The 24,694-nt window shown below is 68.4% G+C and carries 21 protein-coding genes; 1 reads left to right on the plus strand and 20 read right to left on the minus strand.

Annotated elements, in window-relative coordinates; genetic code table 11:
* Positions 1–9: 9 nt before the first annotated feature.
* The 20 genes from AC1DMS_RS10760 to AC1DMS_RS10855 form a co-directional block, all read right to left on the minus strand.
* Positions 10–771 carry an SDR family NAD(P)-dependent oxidoreductase gene (locus AC1DMS_RS10760; RefSeq protein ID WP_436299784.1) on the minus strand — a complete coding sequence of 254 codons (762 nt, stop codon included), beginning with the start codon at positions 769–771 and terminating at the stop codon, positions 10–12.
* A complete protein-coding gene (locus AC1DMS_RS10765) occupies positions 768–2,375 on the minus strand; it encodes an ATP-dependent acyl-CoA ligase (protein WP_478180980.1) in 1,608 nt (535 codons plus the stop codon). Before AC1DMS_RS10765 ends, AC1DMS_RS10760 begins: the two co-directional genes overlap by 4 nt.
* Complete coding sequence (locus AC1DMS_RS10770) at positions 2,365–3,096, minus strand: ABC transporter ATP-binding protein (protein WP_436299782.1); 732 nt, start codon at positions 3,094–3,096, stop codon at positions 2,365–2,367. The genes AC1DMS_RS10765 and AC1DMS_RS10770 overlap by 11 nt, the downstream gene beginning before the upstream one ends.
* A gap of 82 nt (positions 3,097–3,178) precedes the next feature.
* Positions 3,179–4,966: a branched-chain amino acid ABC transporter ATP-binding protein/permease gene (locus tag AC1DMS_RS10775; RefSeq protein ID WP_436299781.1), complete on the minus strand. Its 1,788-nt coding sequence runs from the start codon at positions 4,964–4,966 to the stop codon at positions 3,179–3,181.
* The gene (locus tag AC1DMS_RS10780) at positions 4,963–6,018 is read right to left on the minus strand and encodes a branched-chain amino acid ABC transporter permease (RefSeq protein ID WP_436299780.1); all 1,056 of its coding nucleotides are present in this window, start codon (positions 6,016–6,018) and stop codon (positions 4,963–4,965) included. The genes AC1DMS_RS10775 and AC1DMS_RS10780 overlap by 4 nt, the downstream gene beginning before the upstream one ends.
* A 46-nt stretch (positions 6,019–6,064) precedes the next feature.
* Positions 6,065–7,228 (minus strand): ABC transporter substrate-binding protein, encoded by a 1,164-nt coding sequence (locus AC1DMS_RS10785; protein WP_478180981.1) that lies wholly within the window; start codon positions 7,226–7,228, stop codon positions 6,065–6,067.
* Between the two features lie 43 nt (positions 7,229–7,271).
* A complete protein-coding gene (locus AC1DMS_RS10790; protein WP_012746646.1) occupies positions 7,272–7,739 on the minus strand; it encodes an aromatic-ring-hydroxylating dioxygenase subunit beta in 468 nt (155 codons plus the stop codon).
* A complete protein-coding gene (locus AC1DMS_RS10795) occupies positions 7,736–9,061 on the minus strand; it encodes an aromatic ring-hydroxylating dioxygenase subunit alpha (RefSeq protein WP_478180982.1) in 1,326 nt (441 codons plus the stop codon). The genes AC1DMS_RS10790 and AC1DMS_RS10795 overlap by 4 nt, the downstream gene beginning before the upstream one ends.
* A gap of 21 nt (positions 9,062–9,082) precedes the next feature.
* A complete protein-coding gene (locus AC1DMS_RS10800; protein WP_478180983.1) occupies positions 9,083–10,228 on the minus strand; it encodes an ABC transporter substrate-binding protein in 1,146 nt (381 codons plus the stop codon).
* 339 nt (positions 10,229–10,567) lie between these two features.
* A complete protein-coding gene (locus AC1DMS_RS10805; protein ID WP_436299777.1) occupies positions 10,568–11,734 on the minus strand; it encodes an ABC transporter substrate-binding protein in 1,167 nt (388 codons plus the stop codon).
* 53 nt (positions 11,735–11,787) lie between these two features.
* Complete coding sequence (locus tag AC1DMS_RS10810; protein WP_478180984.1) at positions 11,788–12,510, minus strand: SDR family NAD(P)-dependent oxidoreductase; 723 nt, start codon at positions 12,508–12,510, stop codon at positions 11,788–11,790.
* Between the two features lie 103 nt (positions 12,511–12,613).
* The gene (locus tag AC1DMS_RS10815; RefSeq protein WP_478180985.1) at positions 12,614–13,426 is read right to left on the minus strand and encodes a cyclase family protein; all 813 of its coding nucleotides are present in this window, start codon (positions 13,424–13,426) and stop codon (positions 12,614–12,616) included.
* 17 nt (positions 13,427–13,443) lie between these two features.
* Complete coding sequence (locus AC1DMS_RS10820; RefSeq protein WP_418146878.1) at positions 13,444–14,697, minus strand: SDR family NAD(P)-dependent oxidoreductase; 1,254 nt, start codon at positions 14,695–14,697, stop codon at positions 13,444–13,446.
* Entirely contained in the window at positions 14,694–15,866 is a 1,173-nt protein-coding gene (locus AC1DMS_RS10825; RefSeq protein WP_412510531.1) for a thiolase family protein, read from the minus strand. Before AC1DMS_RS10825 ends, AC1DMS_RS10820 begins: the two co-directional genes overlap by 4 nt.
* Entirely contained in the window at positions 15,863–17,488 is a 1,626-nt protein-coding gene (locus AC1DMS_RS10830) for an AMP-binding protein (protein ID WP_478180986.1), read from the minus strand. Before AC1DMS_RS10830 ends, AC1DMS_RS10825 begins: the two co-directional genes overlap by 4 nt.
* Before the next feature lie 7 nt (positions 17,489–17,495).
* On the minus strand, positions 17,496–17,984 hold the full coding sequence (locus AC1DMS_RS10835; RefSeq protein WP_478180987.1) for an aromatic-ring-hydroxylating dioxygenase subunit beta: 489 nt from the start codon (positions 17,982–17,984) through the stop codon (positions 17,496–17,498).
* A complete protein-coding gene (locus tag AC1DMS_RS10840) occupies positions 17,984–19,297 on the minus strand; it encodes an aromatic ring-hydroxylating dioxygenase subunit alpha (RefSeq protein ID WP_478180988.1) in 1,314 nt (437 codons plus the stop codon). The genes AC1DMS_RS10835 and AC1DMS_RS10840 overlap by 1 nt, the downstream gene beginning before the upstream one ends.
* Before the next feature lie 16 nt (positions 19,298–19,313).
* A complete protein-coding gene (locus AC1DMS_RS10845) occupies positions 19,314–20,306 on the minus strand; it encodes a PDR/VanB family oxidoreductase (RefSeq protein ID WP_478180989.1) in 993 nt (330 codons plus the stop codon).
* A gap of 18 nt (positions 20,307–20,324) precedes the next feature.
* On the minus strand, positions 20,325–21,833 hold the full coding sequence (locus tag AC1DMS_RS10850; RefSeq protein ID WP_478180990.1) for an indolepyruvate oxidoreductase subunit beta family protein: 1,509 nt from the start codon (positions 21,831–21,833) through the stop codon (positions 20,325–20,327).
* A 4-nt stretch (positions 21,834–21,837) separates the two neighbouring features.
* Positions 21,838–24,030 (minus strand): thiamine pyrophosphate-dependent enzyme, encoded by a 2,193-nt coding sequence (locus tag AC1DMS_RS10855; protein WP_478180991.1) that lies wholly within the window; start codon positions 24,028–24,030, stop codon positions 21,838–21,840.
* A gap of 159 nt (positions 24,031–24,189) precedes the next feature.
* Here AC1DMS_RS10855 and AC1DMS_RS10860 point away from each other — a divergent pair, with 159 nt between their 5' ends.
* Positions 24,190–24,666 carry a MarR family winged helix-turn-helix transcriptional regulator gene (locus tag AC1DMS_RS10860; protein ID WP_012746632.1) on the plus strand — a complete coding sequence of 159 codons (477 nt, stop codon included), beginning with the start codon at positions 24,190–24,192 and terminating at the stop codon, positions 24,664–24,666.
* The last annotated feature ends 28 nt before the right edge of the window (positions 24,667–24,694 follow it).

The following is a 24,694-nucleotide window of genomic DNA, read 5'->3' on the forward strand; positions in this document are numbered from 1 at the left end:
ATCGCCTGTTCAGCGCATGAAACGGCCGCCGTTGAGGTCCAGCGTGGCGCCCGTCATGAAGGCCGCCGCGGGCGAAGCGAGGTAGACGACGGCAGCGGCCACCTCTTCGGCCTCGCCGAAACGGCCGAGCGGAATTTGCGCCTTCAGCGCCTGCTGCCGCGCCGGGTCCAGTGCATCGAGCGCGGGGCTGCGAACCGCTGCTGGTGCCAGTGCATTCACCGTGACGCCATGCGGTGCGAGTTCCTGCGCGAAGCTGCGCGTCAGTGCCAGCAGCGCGGCCTTGCTCGCCGCATAGTGCACGCCGGTCGCGGCACTGGGCTGCTGGCCCGCCAACGACGCCAGGTTGACGATGCGCCCGGACCCGCGCTCGCGCATGTGCCGCCCGGCAATGCGGCAGCCGAAGAAGCTGCCACGCAGGTTGACAGCCAGCACGTCGTCCCACTCGTCGGGCGTGATGTCCCAGGGCGAGGTGAACGGCGTGCGCGCGGCGTTGTTGACCAGCAGGTCGATGGCGCCGAAGCGGGCCACGGCCGCCTCGAAGCAGCGTACGAATGCCGGCTCGCTGCGCACGTCGAGTTCCATGGCGACGCAATCGGCGCCCGCGGCGCGCAGGCCCGCGGCCACGGATTCGGCGCTGCCTGCGTCGACATCGGCAAGCACCACGCGCGCACCCGATTCGGCCAACCCGCGCGCAATGGCGGCGCCCAGGCCCTGCCCCGCGCCGGTCACGAATGCGGCCTGGCCGGCAAGCGGTGGCGGCGTGGAACTCATGCCGCCCTGGCCGGGGGACGAGCGGCAGCGGGCCGCCCGTCCCAGGTCTGTTCGCTGACGCCGCGCTCGCGCAGCTTGAACTTCTGCACCTTGCCGTTCTCGGTGCGCGGCAGGTCGGCCAGCACGTCGATGTAGCGCGGCACCGCGAAGTACGGCAGCCGGCTCTCGCAGAAGCGCGCCAGTTCGGCCGGGTCGATGCGCTGGCCCTCGCGCGGCACCAGCGCGGCCATCACCTCGTCCTCGGCCAGTTCGGACTGCACCGGGTACACGGCGCAGGAGGCCACGCCGGGGTGGCTCAGCAGCACCTGCTCGACTTCGAAGGACGAGATGTTCTCGCCGCGCCTGCGTATCGCGTCCTTGATGCGGTCGACAAAGCGAAAGGCGCCATCAGCATCGCGCACCACGCGGTCGCCGGTATGGAACCAGAGGTTGCGCCAGGCCTCGACCGTCTTCTCGGGCATGTTGAAGTAGCCGCTCGCAAAGGCGTGGGGTTCGTCCGCGCGCAGCAGCAGTTCGCCGGGTTCGCCTGCGGGCAGCTCCACATCGCCCTCGTCGGCCACGCGCGCCTGAAAGCCGGGGCGCAGCCAGCCCATGACGCCGCCGCGCGGCGAATCCGGGGCGGTGGCAATCGCGAAGTTGGTCTCGGTCGAGCCATAGCCTTCGAGCAGCGCCACGCCGGTGCGCGCCCTGAAGGCCTGCCCGGCCGCCGAGGGCACGCCCGGCCCGAGCCCGATGCGCACGCGGTGTTCGCGCTCGGCTTCGCCTTCGGGCTGGGCCAGCAGGATCGGCACCATCGCGCCCAGCAGGTAGACCACGGTCGCCCCATTGGCGCGCATCGACGGCCAGAAGCCCGAGGCCGAGAAGCGCGATTCGAACACCACTTCGGCGCCGGTCAGCGCGGCCTGCGCGAAGGTGTTGAGCGCGTTGATGTGGAACATCGGCAGCGTGGTGCACAGCACGTCGTCGCGGCCGACGCCGAGCACTTCGGCGCTGTTCACGCCCCACCAGAAATACTGCGCATGCGGACAGACCACGCCCTTGGCCGGGCCGGTGGTGCCGGAGGTGTAGAGGATGGCGAGCGGATCGCCAGGCTGCACCGCGGCCGGTGCGATGGCCTGTGCGCCTTGCGGGTAGCTGGAGGCGCGAACGCCCGCAGGCGGCGTCCATGAAGCAGGCGCCTCGCCGACGATCCAGAGCTCACGCAGCGCCGTGCGCCCCAGGTCGGCCGTCGCCAGCCGCTCGAGAAAGCCCGCCTCGACCACCAGCAGCTTCGCCTCGCTGTTGGCAAGGAAGTATTCGATCTGCGGACCCATCGACGCAGTGTTGACCGGCACCACCGAGGCGCCGAGCCAGCCGGCACCCAGAAAGGTCTCGAGAAACTCGATGCGGTTGCCGCACATCACCGCAATGCGGTCGCCGCGCGCCACGCCGGCCGCGGCCAGCGCGCCGGCACGCACCGCAGCCGCCTCGGCCGCGTCGCCATGCGTCCACTGCCGGCCCGCGATCCGCAGCAACGGGCGCCCGGCGAAGCGTTCCGACTGCCGCTGCAGCATCGCGGGCAGCGTGCGCTGGTCCGGCGGCAGCGCGCGCACTTCACTCGTCATCGTGCGTGCCTCCGCCGAGGTAGGTGGCCTGCACACGCGGATCGCTCGCGAGTTCGCCCGATGCGCCCGACAGCGCGATCTCGCCGGTTTCCAGCACGTAGCCGTGGTCCGAGGTCTCGAGCGCGGCGCGCGCGTTCTGCTCCACCAGCAGGATCGAGACGCCGTCCTCGCGCAGCTTGCGAACGATCGAGAGAATGTCGCGCACGATCAGCGGCGCGAGCCCGAGGCTGGGCTCGTCGAGCATCAGCAGGCGCGGCGCGGACATCAGGGCGCGGCCCACCGCGAGCATCTGCCGCTCGCCGCCCGAGAGCGTGTCGGCGCGCTGCGCGCGGCGCTCGGCCAGGCGCGGAAAGCGGTCGTACACCGACTGCAGCCGCTTCTTCATGGCGTCGCCGCGCAGCCTCTTGGCATAGGCGCCGAGCTGCAGGTTGTCGAGCACGGTGAGTTCGCCAAACAGCTCGCGCTTCTCGGGCACCAGGCACAGGCCGCGCTCCACGCGCGCCTCCACGTCGAGGCCCCGCAGGTCTTCGCCCTCGAAGCGAAGCGTGCCCTTGCAGGGCAGCAGCCCCATGGCGGCCGCGAGCAGCGTGGTCTTGCCCGCGCCGTTGGGCCCGATCACCGAGATGATCTGGCCCGGCTGCAGGTCGAGCGACACGCCGCGCACTGCCTCCACCTGCCCGTACGACACATGCAGGTCGCCGATCTCCAGCATCGCGGTCATTTCGTCACCCCCAGGCTTGTCACTTCGTGTACTTCGCGCACCCCCTGAAGGGGGCCCGCGCCTTCGGGCGGCCGTGCGGCGCTCATACCACGCTCCCCAGGTAAGCCGCCTGCACGCGCTCGTCGGCGCGCACCGCCGACGGCACGCCCTCCACGAGCTTGGAGCCGAAGTTCATCACCACCAGACGGTCCACCAGTTTCATCACGAAGTCCATGTCGTGCTCGACGATCAAGATGGTCACGCCCTCCTCGCGCAGCTTGCGCAGCAGGTCGCCGAGCGCCATCTTTTCCTTGCGGCGCAGGCCCGCCGCGGGCTCGTCGAGCACCAGCAGCACCGGGTCGGCGGCCAGCGCGCGCGCAATCTCCAGGATGCGCTGCGTGCCCAGCGGCAGGCTGCCCGCGAGCTCGTGCGCGCGGTCGCCCAGGCCGATGCGGTCGAGCTGGCGCTGCGCCTCCTGCAGGATCTGCATCTCTTCCTTGCGGTCCAGCCGCAGGCCCGCCTTCAGGATGCCCGAGCGCGTGCGCGAATGCGCGCCCAGCGCCACGTTGTCCAAGAGGCTCATGTGCGGCCTGAGCTTCACGTGCTGGAAGGTGCGCGCCAGCCCCAGCCGCGCCACCTGCCGCTGCGGCATGCCGGCGATGTCGTGGTCGAGAAAGCGCACCTGGCCCGCGCTCATCGGCAGCGTGCAGGTCAGCAGGTTGAACATGGTCGACTTGCCCGCGCCGTTGGGCCCGATCAGGCCGACGATCTCTCCCGCGTTCACTTCGAAGCTCACGTCGTTGACCGCCACCAGCCCGCCGAAGCGCTTGACCGCGCCGTTCACCGACAGCACCTGCGTGCCGCGCGCGGGCAGCTGCCGGTGCGGCAGCGGATCGACCGCAGGCGCTTCGTGGCGCGAGGCAGCCTGCGTGCCGGCACGGCGGCGCGTCCAGCGCCGCAGCAGGCCCATGAGCCCACCGCGCGCAAAGTGCAGCAGCAGGATGAAGAGCGTCGCGAAGGCCACAGCCTCCAGCTGGCCCGCGCGCTGCGTGAGCATCGGCAGCACGTCCTGCAGGCCGTTCTTCAGCACCAGCACGAGCGCGGCGCCCACCAGCGCGCCCGCCAGCTGCCCGAGCCCGCCGGCCACCGCCATCAGCAGGTATTCGATGCTGGCGCGCACGTCGAAGGGCGACGGGCTCACGAAGCGGTTCATGTGCGCATAGAGCCAGCCCGCCAGCCCCGCGAACAGCGCGGCCGTGACAAACAGCGTGAGCCGCACGCGGTAGGCGTCGGCGCCCACGCTCGCGAGCAGCGTGGCACCGCCGCGCAGGCCCCGAATCGCGCGCCCCGGCCGCGACTGCAGCAGGTTGTGGCTGAACAGGCAAGCCAGCCCGACCACCACCCAGATCAGGTAGTACATCGAACGCGGATCGGCCAGCGACCAGCCCGCGATCTGCAGCGCCGGAATGTTCGACAGGCCCGTGTGGCGCCCGAGCGCATCGACGTTGCCGAACAGCATCGCGATCGACAGGCCCCAGGCGATGGTGCTGAGCGGCAGGAAGTGCCCGCCCAGCCGCAGCGTGAGCATGCCGATGGCCAGCGCCGAGAGGCCCGTGAGCAGCAGCGCGAACAAGAGGCCGATCCATGGCGACAGGCCCTGCGCGGTGGTGAGCCAGGCCGTGGCGTAGGCCGCGATGCCCACGAAGGCCGCCTGCCCGAACGAGGTCGCACCGCCCACGCCGGTGAGCAGCACCAGCCCGAGCGCCACCAGCGCACCGATGCCGATGTCGTTGAGCAGCGAGACCGTGAAGCTGCCCGCCACCGTCGGCACCAGCGCCAGCACGGCGACCACCGCCGCGATCCATGCCATGCGTTTGGAATTCGCGTTCATTGGTCCACCTCGTCTTCTTCCTCTTCGGCATGGGCCGCCATGAACGACCTGAGCATCAATACCGGGATCAGCAGGCTGAACACGATCACGTCCTTCAGCGCCCCGCTCCAGAACGAGGCAAAGCTTTCCACCACGCCCACGGCGAGCGCGCCCACGGCCGTCATCGGGTAGCTCACGAGCCCGCCGATGATCGCGGCCACGAAGGCCTTCAGGCCAATGATGAAGCCCGAGTCGTAGTACATGGTGGTCACCGGCGCGATCAACACGCCGATGAGCCCGGCCAGCAGGGAGGCGCAGCCATAGGCCAGCAGCGCCGTGCGCACCGGCCGGATGCCGACCAGCCGCGCGCCCACGCGGTTGACGGCCGTGGCGCGCAGCGCCTTGCCGGCCACCGTGCGCTCGAACACCAGGAAGAAGAGGCCGCTCAGCACGATGGCCGCCCCCACCATCAGCACCACCTGGCCGCTGACCGTGAAGCCGTTGCCGAGCGTGAACACCGCGCTGGTGAGCGGCGTGGTGCGCGAGCCTTCAGGGCCGAAGAACAGGAGCCCCAGGCCCGACAGCAGGAAGTGCAGCGCCAGCGAGACGATCAGCAGCACCAGCACCGAGGCATCCGCGATCGGCTGGAACACCACCCGCGCGAGCAGCGGCGCAATGGGCACCACCAGCAGCACCGCCACCGCAATGTGCACCGCCACCGGCACGCCGGGCCGCGCCGCCAGCCAGGCCAGCACACACGGAATCGCGGGCAGCACGCCCCACATCAGCACCGCCTTGGGAATGCGCGCGGCCTCGCCGCGCCGCAGCAGGCTGCCGATTTCCGTTGCCAGCGCAAGCGCCGCAAGCACGGCGACCATGCCGATGGTCGGCGGCACGCGGCCGGTTTCGAAGGCCGCGAGCGACAGCGCCGCGAAGGCCGCGATGTCGCCGAACGGCACGAACACCACCCGCGTGACGGAAAAGATCAGCACCAGCCCCAGCCCGGCCAGCAGATAGACGGCACCGTTGGCCAGGCCATCGGTGACGAGAATCAGCGCCACGTCCCATGTCATGGAAAAGCCCCTCGCAATATCGTTGTTGTTGTTGGAATGAAATGGTTCAAGGTGCGAGCTTCCATTGGCCGTTGTCGAGCTTGACGATCACACGCGCGCGTTCGTCCACGCCGTAGAGGCTGCCGGGCTTGAAGCTGTAGACGCCGTGCGTGCCCACCACTTCCCTGGTGCTGAAGATGGCGTCGCGCAGCGCGACGCGGAACTCTGCCGTGCCCGGCTCCGCCTTCTTCATGGCGCGCGAAGCGGCATCGGCAAACACCAGCCAGCCGTCGAAGGAATAGGCCGAGAAGGCATCGCTGGTGGGCGCGTTGTTGACCTTCTGGAACACGGCGCGGAAATCGGTTGCGATCTTCTTGGTCGGGTGGCTGTCGGGCAACTGCTCGGCCACGATCACCGGGCCGGTGGGCATCAGTGCGTTCTGCCCCGCGGCACCGACCACGCGCACGAAGTCGGGGTTGATCAGCCCGTGCTGTCCGTACACGCCACCCTTGTAGCCGCGCTCCTGCAGCGCAAGAAAGGGCAGCGCGCCCGGCGTGCCGGCGCCGCCGGTCATCACCGCGTCGGGCCTGAGCGCCACGATCTTCAGCACCTGTCCGGTCACCGAGGCATCGGCGCGCGCATAGCGCTCGTTGCTCACCACCTTGATTCCGGCCTCGGGTGCGGCCTTCATCAGCGCGTTGTAGACCAGGTCGCCCCAGGCATCGGTGAAGCCGATGTAGCCCACGGTCTTGACGTTGTTGCGCTTCATGCGCTCGACCACCGCGTCGATCATCAGCTGCGTGGGCTGCGCCACCGTCATGACCCAGGGGTTCTCGGCCGCATCGAGCAGGATGGGCGTGAGGCCGATCATCGGCACCTTGGCCTCCTTGCCGACCTGCGCCATGGCAATGGCGGCCGGCACGCCCGAGGTGCCCATCAGCACGTCGACCTTGTCCTCCTCGATCAGCTTGCGGGCATTGCGCCCGGCCGTGGTGGGGTCGGAGCCGTCGTCCAGCACGATGAGCTGCACCTTGCGGCCGTTGACTTCCGGCTTGTAGGCCAGCGCGGCCTGCATGCCCTTGGCATAGGGCACGCCCAGCGAGGAGTTGGGCCCCGACAGCGACACGCTCAGGCCGACCTTGAGGTCGGCCGCCAGCACGCTCGCAACACCACAGGCGGTCAGCGCCGCGGCGAGGGCACCGCGCGTCAAGGTCAACATCAGGCTCTTCATGTCGTAGCTCCGGTGAGATGGATGGAGGAAAGGAACGGAAAACTCAGATGAACAGCTGGATCGCCGGCAAGGCGCGCGCGGCGTTGAGCAGGTCGATGCGCTTCTCGCGGATGGCCCAGCCGGTGGGCGTGCGCACGAGGTGGTGGCGGGCGGTGCCGGTCAGCAGGATCTGCGATTCGCCGCGCGCTTCGACGTAGAGGAAAGGCGTGCGCAGGCGGACCGCGCCGCTCGCTTCTTCCTCGATGCGCGAAGGCTGCAGCACATGCTGGCTGTGGCTCGCGGGATGCTGCGAATGGGCACGCGGGTTCTTCAGGCGATCGACGCGCAGCTGCAGCAGCAGCCGGTCTTCGTAGGCAAGGGAGTTGTGCGAGAACGGATCGGCCTGCGCGGCACCCAGCAGCGGTATCCAGTAGTGGCCGTCCTCGGTGAAGAGCGCCAGCCAGTCGTCGAAGCGCCGCTCGTCGAGCAAGGCGGCCTCATGGGCCACGAAATCGCGCGGATCGTCGTTCATGCCGCGGCCTCCATGCCCGCCACCATCGACTTCGCCCAGGCGCGGAACTGGTTGCGCATGAGCAGCTCGTTCGTGCCGTTGGTGGTGAGGGTCGATTGCGCGAGTTCAGCCGCGTCGTAGTTGCGGTGCAGGCTCACCCATTCGTTGCCGCCCGCGCGCAGGCCCTGCTGGATGCTCTCGAACAGGTGCACGTCGTCATGCGCGACCACCGACATCGGCGAGAACACGAGCCGGTTGTAGCTCATCGCGCGTTCGAACAGCAGTTCGGGCGCGCCTGCCGCGCGGAAACTCCAGGCTTCAATGAGCGTGCGGTCCGCGGCCAGCGGGCGGATCACGCGGATGGCCTGCGGCGAGCCCTTGACCGACAGGCTCGGATAGAAGACCGAGTTCTGCGGCGAGCGCTGCAGGATCTCGGCCGCGCGCTCCTCGCCATGCGCGGCGCGCATCGCAGCCTCGTACTCCGGCAGCTGCGCGTAGTTGGAGTGGATGCTGAAGTTCACGCCGAGCACGCTGTGGCCATTGGCGAACACCCGCCCGCCCATCTTGTCGAAGAATTCGTAACCCGATCCGAAAGGCAGGATCTGTTCCATTGCCATCGGCTTGGGATCGGTGGGCGCATGGCCTTCCCACAGCGCCTCGGCCGCCTTGGTGGCCGACTCGTGCGTCGACATCGGGTGCACCGTGTCGTTGATGTTCTCGAGGTACATCTTCCAGTTGCAGTGGACGATGTTGCGCAGCACGCCGCCGCCCACCGTGAGCCGGCCCTCGGGCGAGCGGTCGACCATGTTGTCGATGGCGCCGAGCACCTCGCCGAAGTAGTCTTCGAACGAGGGGCCGCTTTCCGCGAGCCGCACGAAGACGAAGTCGCGGTAGACCTTCACGTGCTTCACCACCGAGAGCCCCCGGCCCGACTCGCAGGCCTTGAGCTGCGTGCCCTCGTAGCCGTTCTTCAGCGGCACACCGAGTGGTGCGCCGTCGAGCTTGTAGGTCCAGGCGTGGTAGGGGCAGCGAAAGAAGCGGCCGGTGTTGCCGCATTCGTCGGTCACGAGCTGCGTGCCCTTGTGGGCGCAGCGGTTGTACATGACGTGCACCGCGCCGTCGGGCTGGCGCACCATGAGCAGCGGCCGGCCCGCAATGTCCTGCGCCACGAAGTCGCCCGGCTCCGGCACCTGGCTCGCGTGACCGAGATAGACCCAGGTGTTCGCGAACAGGTGCTCCTGTTCGAGCGCGAAGATCTCCTCGCTCAGGTACAGGTCGCGGTGCACGCGGTCGTTCTGCACGAGCGCGGCGATGTGGTCCGGATGATGGCGGTAGCTGGTCATCGGCGGGCGCTCAGGCTTCTTTCAGGGGACCAGCTTCCACTGGCCCTTGTTCATCTGCACGATCACCACGCCGCGCTGGTCGGAGCCATAGCGGTCGTCGGGCTTGAAGGTGTAGATGCCGTGCGTGCCCACCAGCTCGCGGGTGGCCACGATGGCGTCGCGCAGTGCGCTGCGGTACTGCGGCGTGCCCGGTTCGCCCTTGGTGCGCGAGGCGGCATCGGCCAGCAGCAGGTAGGCGTCGTACGTGTACGACGAGAAGGCGTCGGTCGGCACCGCGCCGTTGACCTTCTGGTAGGCGCTGCGAAAATCCATCGACACCTTCTTGATCGGGTTGCTGTCGGGCAACTGGTCGGCCACCAGCACGGGGCCGCTGGGCACCTGCAGGCCTTCGATGGAAGCGCCGCCCACGCGCACGAAGTCGGCGTTGATGAGGCCGTGCGTGCCGTAGATCTTTCCCTTGTAGCCGCGCTCGGCGAGCGCGAGGTAGGGCAGCGCCCCGGGCGTGCCCGAGTTGCCGGCAAACACCGCATCGGGCCGCTGCGCGACGATCTTGAGCACCTGCCCGGCCACCGACGAATCGCTGCGCGCATAGCGCTCGTTCGCCACCACCTTGATGCCGGCCTTCTCGGCGCTCCTCACGAGCGAGTCGTAGGCCAGGTCGCCCAGTGCGTCGGAAAAACCGATGAAGGCCACTGTCTTCACGCCAGACTTCTGCATGCGCTCGACCACGCCCGCGACCATGAGCTGGAACGGCTGCGACACGGTCACGGTCCATGCGCCTTCGGGGCCGGGGATGGTGACGGGCGTGGGCGAGATCAGCGGCGTGTTGAGCTCGCGCGCCACCGACGCAATGGCCATCGCGCCCGGCACGCCCGAGGTGCCGATCAGCACGTCGACCTTGTCTTCCACCACGAGCTTGCGCGCATTGCGCCCGGCGGTGGTGGGGTCGGAGGCATCATCGAGCACGATCAGCTGGACCTTGCGGCCGCCGATTTCGGGATGCTCGGCAATGGCGGCCCGAATGCCCTTCTCGTACGGTACGCCCAGTGCAGCGACCGGGCCCGAGAGCGAGCTGATGAAACCGATCTTCAGGTCGGCCGCCATGGCTTGCGCGGCCGCGAGTGCTGCTGCGGTGAGTGCCAGGATTCGGGTCAGGTTCTGTTTCATTGTTGGTGCTCCAAGATTGTTTTGCGCTTCTGTTCAGGGCGTGTGCCCAGGCCACCGGGTACTCCCCTCCGCGAATGTCCCCCGCCTTCGGCTCCTCCTTTATTTCGCTGCGGGGAGCACCCGATGCCCTGCGCACGAGGACACGCTCTGGGTGCACAGCTGATCAACGACCGCTCCGCATAACGCTCCCGTCGATGGGGTGCCTTGCGCAGCGAAATCAAGGAGGAGGCCGAAGGCCGGGGGACATTCGCGGAGCAAGGTACCCCGTCGGCGGGAGCGCGCCCTGAACAGCAGCGCACTTCAAACACACCGCGACGAACAAAAAAGCAAGCCGTCATATCAAGGAACCAGCTTCCACTGCCCCTTCTCCAGCTTCACGACAACACGCGACCGTTCATCAGAGCCATAGCGGTCCGTCGGCTTGAAGTTGTAGACCGAGTGTGTCCCCACCAGCTCCTTGGTGCTCACGATGGCGTCCCGCAGCGCCAGGCGGAACTGCGGCGTGCCGGGCTCGGCCTTGGTGGCGAGCGCGCGCTGGGCCGCATCGAGGTACAGCAGCCAGGCATCGAAGGTGTAGGCCGAGAAGGCATCGGTCGGCGGTGCGCCGTTGGCCTTCTGGTAGGCCGCGCGGAAATCCATCGACACCTTGCGGATCGGGTTTTCGCTCGGCAGCTGCTCGGCCACGATCACCGGGCCGGTGGGCGCCAGCAGGCCTTCGACCGAAGCACCGCCCACGCGCACGAAGTCCGGGTTGATGAGCGCGTGCATGCCGTAGATCTGGCCCTTGTAGCCGCGCTCCGCGAGCGCCAGGTAGGGCAGCGCGCCGGGCGTGCCCGAGGTGCCGGTGATCACCGCGTCGGGCCGCAATGCGACGATCTTGAGCACCTGGCCGGTCACCGACGAATCGGCGCGCGCATAGCGCTCGTTCGAGACGATCTTGATGCCCGCGGGTTCCGCGCTCTTTTGCAGCGCGTCGTACACCAGGTCGCCCCAGGCGTCGGAAAAGCCGATGTAGCCGACCGTCTTCACGCCCGACTTCTTCATGCGCTCGACCACCGCGCTCACCATCAGCGGCGCGGGCTGCGGCAGCGTGACCATCCATGCGCCCTCCTCGCCCGGCAGGTTGGCGTTGGCGATCGAGATCAGCGGCGTCTTCGTCTCGCGAGCCACGCCGGCAATGGCCAGCGCGCCGGGCGAACCGGCCGTGCCGATGATCACGTCGACCTTGTCCTCGTCGATCATCTTGCGGGCATTGCGTGCGGCCGTGGACGGGTCGGACGCATCGTCGAGCTGAACCAGTTGGATCTTGCGGCCGCCGACGTCGGCCTTGTAGGCGATGGCGGCCTTCATGCCCTTCTCGTAGGGGATGCCGAGCGACGACACCGGCCCCGACAGCGACGTGATGAAGCCGACCTTGAGATCGGCCGCCCACGCGCCCGCGGTGCTCAACGCGCCAAAGGCCGCGGCAATGCCCGCGACGGCACGGAATCGGTTCAGGACTTTCATGGCGATGCTCCAGAGGTGATGTTTTTGAACGGAACGGATGAACGCGGTAATGACTAGAGAGCAAGGCTGCCGACGCTGGTGCCGCCGCAGACGTAGAGCACCTGGCCCGTGATGAAGCTGCTGTCGGGGTCGGCAAAGAACCGCACGGCGCGTGCCACGTCGGCCGATTCGCCAAGGCGCTTGACGGGCACGGAGGCGGCGAGTGCGCGCTCCTTCTCGCTGCCGGCCTCGACCACGTCGTAGAACATGTCGGTGCGGATCGGGCCCGGCGCCACCACGTTCACGGTGATGCCGTCCGCGGCAAGTTCGAGCGCCCAGGTGCGCGCCATGCCCAGCATGCCGGCCTTGGTCGCGGAGTAGCTGGTGCGCGTGGCCAGGCCGAGCGCGGCGCGCGACGACAGCAGCACCACGCGGCCGAAGCGCTGCGCGCGCATCGCGGGCAATGCGCCCTGCACCAGCTGGATCGCGGAGGCCAGGTGCAGGTCGACCAGCGCATCGAGATCGCCGAGCTTCACGTCGGGCAGCAAGGCTGCGCGGATCACGCCGGCGTTGTGGACGATGGTGGTGGGAGCGAAACGCTCGACCAGTTCGCGCACGGCTTCGCCGGTGGCGGCGCGGTCGGCCAGGTCGACTTCGAGGCTGTGCAGCTTCGGGTGATCGATCTCGGCCTTGCGGCGTGCGAGCGAGATCACTTCGTAGCCCTGCGCGAGCAGGTCTTCGCAGATGGCCTTGCCAATGCCGGCGCTGCCGCCGGTGACTGCAGCTACCTTATTCATGCGCGCTCTCCCCGTGTTGCTCCCTCTCCCGCTTGCGGGAGAGGGTTGGGGTGAGGGTGACTTTCCCCCACGCGGGAGAAGGAGCCAAAGCCGGAACCGTGGCTCATGATGGCGCCCCCACCAGCGCCAGCACCCGCAGCGGGCTGCCACTGCCCTTCTCGATCTTGAGCGGCGGGCAGATCAGCACCGCACCCGAGGGCGGCAGCAGGTCGAGGTTGCTCAGGCACTGCAGCCCGTAGCGGCCTGCCCCGTGCATGTAGTAGTGGCACGGATACGGCGGGCGCAGGTGGTAGCCCTGCCCGGCATCGGTGCCGATGGCTTCCGAGCCGAAGCCCAGCACGTCGCGCTGCTCGACCAAAAAGCGCACGGCCTCGGTGCTCGGGCCGGGCGTGTGCTGGCCGGTCTCGTCGAAGTTCTGATACGCCTCGGGGTCGCTGCGCTTGGACCAGTCGGTGCGCATCAGCACCCACGCACCCTTCGGGATGCGGCCGTGCGCCGCTTCGTAGCGCTCGATGTCGGCCACGCTCAGCAGGTAGTCGTCGTTGCTCTGCACGTCGGCCGAGCAATCGATCACGCAGGCCGGCGCCACGAAGTTCTGCACCGGAATCGTGTCGACCGAGTTGTTCGGCAGGTCGCGGCCCGAGATCCAGTGGATCGGCGCATCGAAGTGCGTGCCCGTGTGCTCGCCGCAAGAGAAGTTGTTCCAGTACCAGCCCGGGCCGCGCTCGTCGTACTTCGACACTTCCTCGATGCGGAAGGGCCAGCACTGGCCCATCTCGGGCGGCAAGGCGATCTGCGGAAACTCGGGCGTGAGCGTCTGCGTGAGGTCGATCACGCGGATGCGGCCGCTCGCCATCGCGGTCACGAGGCCGCCGAGGATTTCGGCGGCGGACATCAGTTCGGTTGTCGTGGTCATTCGTGTGGCTCCTGTTCTCAGCCGCCTGCGGCCAGTTCCCGCTCGAGCACCTTGGGGTTGTCGCGCCAGCGCTCCAGCCACTCCTGCGCCACGTCGCCCGGATAGACGTCCTCGACGCCATCGCGCAGCGCCTTGACGATGGCATTGGCCAGCGCGGTGGGCGCGAGCTTCGGCGGCGGCGTGTGCTGGTTCCACTCGTCGTCGATGGGGCCGGGAAACACATTGATCACGCGGATGCCGGCGGGCCGCATCTCGGCGCGCAGGCACTGCGTAAGCGAATGCGCGGCCGCCTTCGATGCGCTGAAGGTGCCGTGCGGCGGGAAGTTGCTGAGCGCGTAGATCGACAGCAGGTTGACCCAGGCCGTGGCGCCCGTCGCGCCGTCGGCCGAGCGGCCCTTGAGCGCGGGGCCGAACTCCTGCGCGAGGCGCAGCAGGCCGAAGTAGTTGATGTCCATCTCGGCCTTGGCCACGTCGGTGCCGCGGCGCGCGCCGATGCCGAAGGTGCGGTGCACCTCGGCGTTGTTGATCACGATGTCGACCTTGCCGCCGATGGAGCCCGCAAGCTCGGTCACCTGCCGGCCGTTGGTCAGGTCCAGCGGCACCAGCGTGACCTGAGGCAGCGCCGAGATGTCGTCCAGCCCCTCGCCCATCTTCTTCCACGGCTCGGCATGGCCGACCCAGACGATGTCGGCGCCGGCCTTCACCAGCGCGCGCACGATGGCCTGGCCCACCTCGGTCTTGCCGTCGGTCACCAGCACCTTGCGGAACTTGGGGTCGCTGGTCATTTCACGCAGCATCTTGTCGTCGGCCATGTGGGGACTCCCTTCAAACGGAAAACCAATGAGAACGGCCTGGCCGGCGCGGTCGAGACGGGCGCCCACGCGCACTCTTTGCGGCGCATCGCCGACCTCGCCATGCAGGTGGACCATGAGCGTCGGGCCGGCATCCAGGTGCACCAGGCCCAGCCGCCAGGGCAGCCGCTCGCGGAAGAACAGGTCGTTGCTGTGGTGCAGCGTGGTGCTGCCGAGCAGTTCGCCCTCGCCGCTCTGTGCGCGCCAGCGCAGAGCAGCCGAGAGGCACTTGTGGCAGACCTCGCGCGGCGGGTACTGCACCGTGCCGCATCGGTCGCAGGTCTGCAGCTCGAAGCGGCCTTCGGCAGCGGCCGCCGTGAGGCCGAGCGCCACGCGGCCGCGCGCGCCGGGCGGCAGGTTCATCTGCCGGGTGCGCAGCACCGGGTTCTTGCGCGGAGGGCGCATCAGGGGCATGGTCATGCGGGTCTCCCGAGAATGACGGCGCCCGTACACAGGCAGCGGTCGTAGGTCACCATGCCGAAGCCGGCGACGAGGCCCAGCTGCGCGTCGGGCACCGCCCGAGGGCCAGCCTGGCCGGTCAACTGGCGGATCGCCTCGACCATGCCAAGAAAGCCGCCCGCCGCACCGGCCTGCCCGCCCGAGAGCTGCCCGCCGCTCGTGTTGTTCGGAAAGCTGCCGTCGAAGGTCATCGTGTTGGCCTGCACGAAGGCCGCGCCCTCGCCCTTCTCGCAGAAGCCCAGGTCCTCGAACTGCATCATCACGATCACGGGGTAGTCGTCGTAGGTCTGCACGAAGTCGAGCGCCGCGGGCTGCACGCCAGCCTGCGCGTAGAGGTCATCGCGGTCCATGCGCCAGCCGCCCTGCACCATCACCGGATCGTCGGCATAGGCGTTGTGGCGCTCGATGGCGCCGCGGATCACCACATGCGCCAGGCCCAGGTCGCGTGCACGCTCCTCGCTCATCACGAGGAAGGCGTCGGCGCCCGCGCAGGGCATCACGCAGTCGAACAGGTGGATCGGGTCGGAGATGGGCCGCGCGGCCATGTATTCGTCGAGCGTGAGCGGCTTCTTGAACATCGCGTTCGGATTGCCGAGCGCATTGGTGCGCTGGTCCACGCAGATGCGGCCGAAGTCTTCGCGCCGAGCGCCGTAGGTTCGCATGTAGTTGGCCGTGATGAACGCGAAGATCGAGTTGGGCCCGCCCGAACCGTAGGGATAGCTCGCATCGCGCGCAAAGTTGCTGAAGCTGCCCAGCGTCTGGCGGAAGGAGTCGACATGGTTGGTGTCGGCCCCCACGCAGGCCACGATGTCGGCATCGCCCGCCTGCACGGCGCGCGCCGCGCGGCGCAGGCACATCACGCCCGAGGCACCGCCCGTGGGCACATGGTCGAGCCAGCGCGGCGAAAGGCCCAGGTGCTGCGTGACGCCCACGGCCGTGTCGGGCGCGAGCGAGAAGCTGCTGAGGCACAGGCCGTCGATCTGTTCCTTGGCCACGCCGCTGGCTTCGACCAGCGCCTCGATGGCCTGCCCGATGAACCAGTGCGCCGTGCGCGTGGAGTAGCGCACATAGGGCACGGTGATGGGCACGGCCACCGCGACGCCTTCGTAGGAGAGCCGTCGTTTCGTCATGCCTGCCTCTTCTTCATGGAGCGCGTGTCGATGCAATGGCCCTGGCCCGGCAGCGACTGCGCCATCTCGCGCAGCTGGCCGCGCTGGATCTTCTGCGACGGCGTGAGCGGCAATGCGTCGACGAAGGCGACATAGCCCGGCGCCTTGTAGTAGGCCAGCTGCGCGAGCGCATGCTGCACGATGCTCGCGGCAAGTTGCTCACGTTGCGCGGCATCGGCGTCTTCGCGCATCACGATGCAGGCCAGCACCTCGTCGCCGCGCACCGCATCGGGCGTGGCCGCCACGGCCGAGGCCTTCACGGCAGGATGCTGGTTGAGCACGCTCTCCACTTCGACGGCGGAGATGTTCTCGCCGCTGCGGCGGATCACGTTCTTCTTGCGGTCGACGAAGAAGAAATTGCCTTCGGCATCGCGACGCACGAGGTCGCCGGTGTGGAACCAGCCATCGGCCCAGGCTTCGCGCGTGGCTTCGTCGTCCTTCAGGTAGCCGGAGAAAAAGTAGCGCTTCGGGTCATCGCCGGCCGAGCGCACCAGCAACTCGCCTGGTGCATCGACGCCGGCTTCATTGCCGTCTTCGCCCACCAGGCGGATCTCGACGAAGTCTTCCTGCCGCCCGAAGCAGCTCGTGCCCACCAGGCGCGGCTCGCGGTTGGCCATGATGCAGGCGGCCGCGCCGGTCTCGGTCATGGCCCAGGCCTCGACCAGCGGAAAGCCAAAGCGCTCTTCGAAAGGCGCATGGTTCTTGCGGTCGACGCCGGCACCGAAGCCCCAGCGGATCGCATGGTCGCGGTCGGCCGCCGATGCGGGCGCGGAGAGCAGCATCGCGGGCATCACGCCCAGGTAGTGAACGATGGTCGCGCCGCTTTCGCGCGCGCTCGCGAGCCAGGTCTTCGGATGGAAGCGGTCGAGCTGCACCAGGCAGCCGCCCGCGACCAGCACCACCATGGTGGAGAAGGCCATCGCATTCATGTGATTGAGCGGCAGCGGCGTGATGACGCGCTCGGTGTCGCGCCGGATGCTGCAGACGCCGTCGAGCGACGCATACCACTCGCCGGCGCGCAGGAAGTAGGCGTTGCTCAGGATGCAGCCCTTGGGACGGCCGGTGGTGCCGGAGGTGTAGAGCAGGCCGCATTCGGTATCGATGCCGACCGGCTCATGCGCCCGCGGTGCGGCCGTCTTCGCGCTCGGCACCGCGTCGTCGGGGCCCATGGTCTCGAAGGCCACGCCGGCCTGTGCAGCCGCTGCGCGCAGGTCGTTCGCGCGCCCCGGCAGCGTCACGGCCAGGCTGATCTCGCTGTGGCCGATCAGGTAGACCAGTTCGGCCGAACGCATCTCCGCGTTGATCGGCACCACGCTCGCGCCCAAGGCATTGAGCGCGAACCAATGGAAGAGGAATGCGGGCCGGTTCTCCAGCAACAGCCCGACGCGATGGCCGTGCCCGTAGCCGGCCTTTGCGTAGGCCGCGCGCAGTCGCTCGACCTCGGCCACGGCCTCGCCCCAGCGAATGGCGCCGGCCGTGATGCCGTAGGCCGCAGCGGTCACCGATTCGGTGAACAAAAACTCAGCCTCCGGCGTGCGCTCGGCAGTCGCCGCGAAAACTTGATGGACGGTGACGTGTTGCATCGCGTCCCTAGATGAAAAGCTGCACGGCCGGCAGCGCCGCGTCGCAGTTGAGCAGGTTCACGCGCTTGAGCGTCATGCGCAGCGCGCCGTCCTGCACGGTGAGGTGGTGGAAGAAGGTGCCGACATAGAACTGCAACTCGTCGCCCTGCGATTCGGTGTAGTGGAATCCGGTGCGCACCACGAAGCGGTTGCCCTCGGCGTCGAGCTGCTCGACCACGGGCACCTGCAGCAGGTGGTGGCAGCGGCTCGGCGGCTGCTGCGAAAACGCGCGCGGGCTCTTGAGCCGCTCGATGCGCAGTTCGCGCAGCAGCTTGTCCTCGTAGAGGTGCGAGGTGTGGTTGAGGCCGTCTTCCTGGTCGGGCACCAGCGGCACCCAATAGAAGGCATCGTCGGTGAAGAGCGCATTCCACTCCTCGTAGCGGCGGGTGTCGAGCAGGTGCGCTTCGTTCACGACGAAGTCGATCAGGTCCTGGCGGGTGACTTCGGTGCCGGCCATCACATCGTCTCCGTCATGCGCTGCACCCATGCGCGGTACTGGTTGCGCATCGGCAGCTCGTTGGTGCCGCCGGTGGTGATCTCCCCGCCCTTCAGCTCGGCCGGGTCGTAGTTGCGATGCAGGCTCACCCACTCGTTGCCGCTTGCGTGCAGGCCGGCCTGCATGCCGCGGTAGGCCTGCAGGTCGTCGTGCCCCACCACCGAGAACGGCGAGTTGATGAGCCGGTTGTACATGGTGGTGCGCTGCAGCAGCTCGGGCGGCGCGCCCTTGAGGCGGAAGGTCCAGCTCTCGATCAGCGTCCTGTCGGCCGAGATCGGCTTGACCACGCGGATCGCCTGGATCGCGCCCTTGATCGTGAGATTCGGGTAGTACACCGTGTTGTGCCGCGCCATGCCTAGGATCTGGGCGGTCTTTTCCTCGCCGTAGCGCGCCTTCATGGCGTCGTCGTAGGCCGGGATCGCCTTGTACTTGCTGTGGATGCTGAAGTGCACGCCCGTGAAGCTGTGGCCGTTGTCGTAGGTGCGGATGCCCATGTCCTCAAAGAACTTGTAGTCGGACATGAAGGGCGCGAACTGCTCCACCGCCATGGGCTTGGGTTCGTCTTCGGGCTTGTCGGCCCACATGCGCTTGGCGGTGCCGGCCGACGACTCGTGCGCCACCATCGGGTGCATGGTGTCGTTGAGGTTCTCGACGAACATCTTCCAGTTGCACTGGTGCATGAAGCGCAGGCAGCCGCCCGCAATCTCCAGTTCACCCTCGGGCGAGCGGTCGGCCATGTTGTCGATGGAACTCAGCGACTCGCCGAAGTAGTCGTCGAAGCCAGGCCCCGCATCGCTGATCTTCACGAAGATGAAGCCACGGTGGCTGCGCACATGCTTCAGCGTCGTCAGGCCCTTGGCCGATTCGCACGCGTGCAGCGCGGTGTTCTCGTAGCCGGTCTTGAGTGGAATGGCCAGCAGCGAACCGTCGGTCTTGAAGGTCCAGGCGTGGTACGGGCAGCGGAAGAACTTGCCGGTGTTGCCGCAAGGCCCGTTCACCAGCCGCGAGCCCTTGTGGGCGCAGCGGTTCATCATCGCGCGCACGCTGCCATCAGAGTGGCGCACGACGATCAGCGGGCGGCCGGCGATCTCGTTGCTGATCCAGTCGCCGGGCTTCGGCAGCTGGCTCTCGTGGCCGACGTAGTTCCAGGTGTTGGCGAAGAAGTGTTCCTGCTCCAGCTCGAACAGCTCCTGGCTGGTGTACAGGTCGCGGTGCACGCGGTCGTTCTGGACCAGCGCGCGGATCGCATCGGGGTTGTCTCGGTACGAGGTCATGGTTCTCGTGGCTCCTTCAGATATCGAGCACCAGGCGCGCACCCTTGGCGCGCGAGATGCAGATCTGCATCACGTTGCCCTCCGCCTTCTCGCGCGCGGTCAGCACGTAGTCGCGGTGGTCGATCTCGCCTTCGAGCACGGGCACGGTGCACACGCCGCATTCGCCGCGCTTGCAGTCGAACATCGGGTCGCAGCCGTGCTCGATCAGGCAGTCGAGGATGCTCTGGCCGGCCGGCACGGTGAAACATTGGCCCGATTGGGCAAGCTCCACCTCGAAGGGCTGGTCGCCTTCTTCCGCGACCGGCTCGGTGAAGAGCTCGAAGTGCACGCGGTCGTGTTCCCAGCCGCGGGCCTGGGTGCGGGCCAGCACGGCGTCGAGCATGACCTTGGGGCCGCAGACGTAAAGGCGGTCGCCGGCGGGCACGCCGTCGAGCAGCGCATCGATGTCGAGCGGCGCGCCGGCTTCGGCGTCGGCATGCACGCGCAGGTCATCGCCAAGCAGCGCCTGCAGCTCGGGCAGGAAGGCCATCAGCTCGCGGCTGCGGCCGGCATAGTGCATGCGCACCGGGGCACCCTCGGCGCGGCGGCGTGCGGCCATGGTGGCAAGCGGCGTGACGCCGATGCCACCCGCCACCAGCACCGAGCCGCCGGGGCCGGTGTGCAGCGGAAAGTCGTTCTTCGGCGCCTCGATGGCGAGCGTGTCGCCCTCGGTCAGCCCTTCGTGCATGAAGCGCGAGCCGCCGCGGCCCTCGGCCTCCTTGCGCACGGCAATCACGTATTCGGTCGGCGCATTGGTGGCGTTGCGCGCCGTCGCAAAGTTGATCAGCGAATAGTGGCGCCAGTCGGTCTTGCCGTCCGGCAGCGAGACCTGCACGCGGATGTGCGCACCGGCCGCAAAGCCGGGCAGCGCGCGGCCGTCTTCGGCGCAGAGGCGCAGCATGCGGATCAGCGGATTGAGCTGGCGCGCTTCGGCAACGCGAAGCTGGAGCGTGGCGGTGGGAGCGGTCATCGTGCGTCCGTTGTCTCTTCAGGCCAATGCGTGCTGCGCCAGCGCAGCCTGCAGCTTGTGGCCGTGTTCGTCGGCGAGCGCCGCATCGCGCAGCTCGCGCAGCGTGGCCGGGGCCAGCGCCGCACCGGCGCGCTCGACCGCGCGCATCACGGCGTCGTAGTTGCGGATGCCGCGCTCGTGCGTGTCGCTGTAGCCCTTGACCAGGCGCTGGCACTGCGCGAGCTCGACGGCCAGTTCAGGGTTGCGCTGCGCGGTGGCGGCGATGCGCTGCAGCCATTCCTCGATGCGGCGGTTTTCCTCCGCATAGCGCATCGTCGAACGACGCCAGCGCTTCATGGCGGCCACCGTGCGCAGCATCAGGTAGCCGTGCAGCGAGCTGGTCTGGATCACGCGGCCGTGCTGCGTCAAGCGCTCGACGATCCTCTTCGGCAGCGTGGAATTCATGAGCCAGCGGCCAATGCCGCCCGGCAGCGTCTCGCAGATTTCCTGCAGGCGCGGATGCATGTACTCGTTGATGGCAAGCACCTGGCCGGGCTGCACGCGGGCTTCGCCGCGCACGCGCTCGAAGCGGGTGGCCCGGGTCTTGAGCGCGGCCACGCGGGCCGTGTCTTCGTACGACATCCAGAGTGCCAGATGGCGCGCGGTCTCGCGCAGCAGCCGCTGGTCGCCATCGCTCGGCAGTGCCGCCACGGCGGCCATGCGGTCGAGATACAGGCTGGCATAGGCCGTGTCCTGGTAGTCGATCAGGCGGCGCACGCCTTCGAGCAGCAGGCCGTGCGCCGCAGCAGGAAGTTCGCGCTGCACACGCTCGACCAATGCGCGCACGGCCGGATGGCGCGGCTGCGGCGTTGGCATGGCAGCTGCGGCTTCGGGCGGCGCCTCGCCGTCGTCGCCGCCCTGCGCACGCGCAAATGCTGCACCAAAGGCCTTGAGGCTGGGCTTCACGCCGACGCCGCCTCGCTCGATGGTGGCCTCGAACTGCGCGCGGCTGAACGGCAGAACGCCCGAGCCCGCCAGCGCGCCGAACAGCACGGCGCTGATCACGCTGCCTGCGGCTTCGGCCGCCTGCGCCATGTCGAAGCGGATGAAGCGCTTGGCGGCCCGCGCGGTGTGCGCGAGCAGCTGCGCGCTGTCGACACGGCCGTCGCCGAGCGCGCTCTTCTCGGCAATGGAGAACACGCGGTGCGTGGATGCGATCAGCGTGGTGCGGTCGCTGGTGACGAGCCCGCGCTGCACCGCGCGCCCCGCCTCCATGAGCTCCGAGGCCAGCACCACGTCAACGTCGCCCGGCAGCGGCATCAGCGCGAGCACGGGGCGGCCGCCATCCGCCTCGGCCTGCGCATTGGGATACAGCTCGACGTAGTAGATGGTGGCGCCGGTGCGCTGCGCCACGCCGGGCACCGAGGTGGTCTGCGCGACGTAGCCATTGGCCTCGCCCATGTCGACGATCCAGTCGGCCAGTACGCCGCCGCCCTCCCCGCCCATGGCAAGGATGGCGATCTTGATCGGTTGCGCCTTGTTCGTCATCGCTTCAGAAGGCATAGGTTTCGCGGCGGCGCGCTTCGCCGCGCTGCAGCCAGCCGATGATGGCGGCGCGCAGGCGCTCGCGCAGCAGGTCCCAGCGGCTCGGGTTGCTCACGATCTGCGCCTTGTAGAAGGAGGGGCACAGCACCGCCGCATGCGAGACCTCACCGCACACGCCGCAGCCCACGCAGCTGTCGAGCACGGTGGCCACCGGATCGGTGCGCAGCGGATCGGGGTTGGGCTTGATCGAGAGCGAGGGGCAGCCCGACAGGCGGATGCACGAGTGGTCGCCGGTGCAGGTATCGGAATCGACGCCGAACTTCTCGCGCACCATGCGCTTGCCGTCGGCGATGGCCTTGCGCACCAGCGGCTTCTCGCGGCGCTGCTTGTTGAGCATGCATTCCGACTGCGCGATCAGCACCTTGGGGCCCTTCTTCGACGTGGTGAGCGCTTCTTTCAGCGCGTCGCGCATGCCGGCGACGTCATAGGTGCGGCGCAGCGTCTTCACCCATTCCACGCCCACCCCGCGCACCGCGCGCTCGATCTCGTGGCCGGTGCTGCGCGTCTTGTTGACGGCATTCGACGAGAGGATGTCCTGCCCGCCCGTGGCCGAGGTGTAGTTGTTGTCGACGACGATGGTGAGGTTGTCGCTCTTGTTGAACACCGCGTTGGCCACGCCGCTGGTCAGGCCGTTGTGCCAGAAGCCGCCGTCGCCCATCATCGCGATCGCGCGCTTGCCTGCCGGCGCATTGAGCGCCGCCGCGCCGGCACCGCCCAGGCCGTAGCCCATGGTGGTGTTGCCGATGTTGAAGGGCGGCAGGATCGAGAACAGGTGGCAGCCGATGTCGGCGCTCACGTGGTGCGGACCCAGCTCGCGCTCGACCAGCTTCATCGCGCTGAAGATCGGCCGCTCGGGGCAGCCGGTGCAAAAGCCCGGCGGGCGCGCATGCACGACCTCGGCGAGCGCCGTGGACGGCTGCGCCGGCTCCGGCGCGGCATCGACGCCGATGGCCGCCACTTCCTTGAGCGGAATCACCTTGCGCACCGGCGCAGGCACCGGCAGCGGCGCGAGGCGCCCGTAGCGCTCGCAGAAGCTGCGCGCGCCCTTCAGCAGTTCGGATGCGGTGTACTCGCCGGCCACGGGCAGCATGTCCTTGCCATGCAGCGCGGTGGCCGAGCCGGCCTGCCGCAGGATGGTCGCGAGGTTCTGTTCGACGAAGTTGGGCTGGCCCTCCTCCACGATCAGCACCGCGCGCTTGCCTTCGCAGAAGCGGATCACCTCGCTCTCGATGACCGGGTAGGCCACGTTCATCACATAGAGCGGCACCTGCGTGTTGCCGTACACGTCGGCCAGGCCGAGCCGCTCGAGCGCGCGCAGCAGCGTGTTGTAGCTGCCGCCCTGCACGATGATGCCGATGTCGTCGGCGTCTTCGGAGAAGAACTCGTTGAGCTGGCGCTCCTCGATGAAGCGCACGGCCGCGGGCCAGCGGTCCCGCACCTTCTCCTGCTCGTGCACGAAGCTCGCGGGCGGCAGCACGATGCGGCCGACGTCGCGCTGCGGATTTTCGAGCGCATCCTTCAGCGTGAACTTCGCGCGCTTGTTGTCGCCGGCAATGAAGTGGCCATGCACATGGCAGGCACGGATGCGCAGCTGCAGCATCACGGGCGTATTGCTGGCCTCCGAAAGATCGAAGCCCTGCTTCACCGCATCGACGATGCTCGGCAGGTTGGGCCGCGGATCGAGCAGCCAGATCTGCGACTTCATCGCGAAGGCATGGCTGCGCTCCTGCATGATCGAGGAGCCCTCGCCGTAGTCCTCGCCCACGATGATCAGCGCGCCGCCGGTCACGCCGCCCGAAGCCAGGTTGGCCAGCGCGTCCGAGGCCACGTTGGTACCCACGGTAGCCTTGAAGGTCACCGCGCCGCGCAATGGGTAGTTGACGGAAGCGGCCAGCGTGGCGGCCGCGGTGGCTTCGCTCGCGCTGTTCTCGAAGCGGATGCCCTGCTCGGCGAGGATGTCCTGCGCATCGGCCAGCACATCCATCAGGTGCGAGATGGGTGCCCCCTGGTAGCCCGCCACATAGGAAACTCCCGATTCGAGCAAAGCCTTGGTGACCGCCAGAATGCCTTCACCGCGAAACACATCTCCGCCAGAAAGCCGCAGCTTCTTGACTTCTTCGACGAACGAACGCTCAGCCATGTCGGTCCTTGTTCTCTCTCGTGGGACGGTGCGTGCAAGCTGCCGCACCGTGCTTTCTATAATGTTGACAAATGAATGTATCCACAATCATGAATTACCCTAGACATGCAAGCAGCGTGCCCGCGGCTGGTTCGAGGCGCTTGGCCGTGAGGTGCCTCCATGGCCGAGCAACCTCCTGAAACACATCGCTTCGTCGACGACTACCTGCCGGCGCTGCTGGCGCAGGCCAGCCAGCTGATTTCCTCGGAGTTCCACGAGGTGGCGCGGCAGCACGGCTTCTCGGTGTCGGAGTGGCGCGTGATGGCCTCGCTCGCGGGCAGCGAGCCGATCAGCATCGGCCAGCTCGCGCAGGTGACGGTGACCAAGCAGCCGACCGTCACGCGGCTGCTCGACCGCATGGAGGCACGCGGACAGGTCGAGCGACTGCCCCACGAGAGTGATCGCCGCATCACGCTGGTGCGCATCACGCGCAAGGGCCTGAAGGCGGTGGAGCACCTGATGGAGCTCGCGCGCGAGCATGAGCGGCGCGTGCTCGAACCCTTCGGCCTGCGGCGCGCCGAGGAACTGAAGCAGACGCTGCGGCAGATGATCGACCTGCACGTGCATGTGCCGGTCGAGGAGCCGGAAGAAGACTGAAGCGCCCCGCCCCTTGCGTACGGGGGGC

Source organism: Variovorax sp. 05T418, from assembly GCF_056396385.1.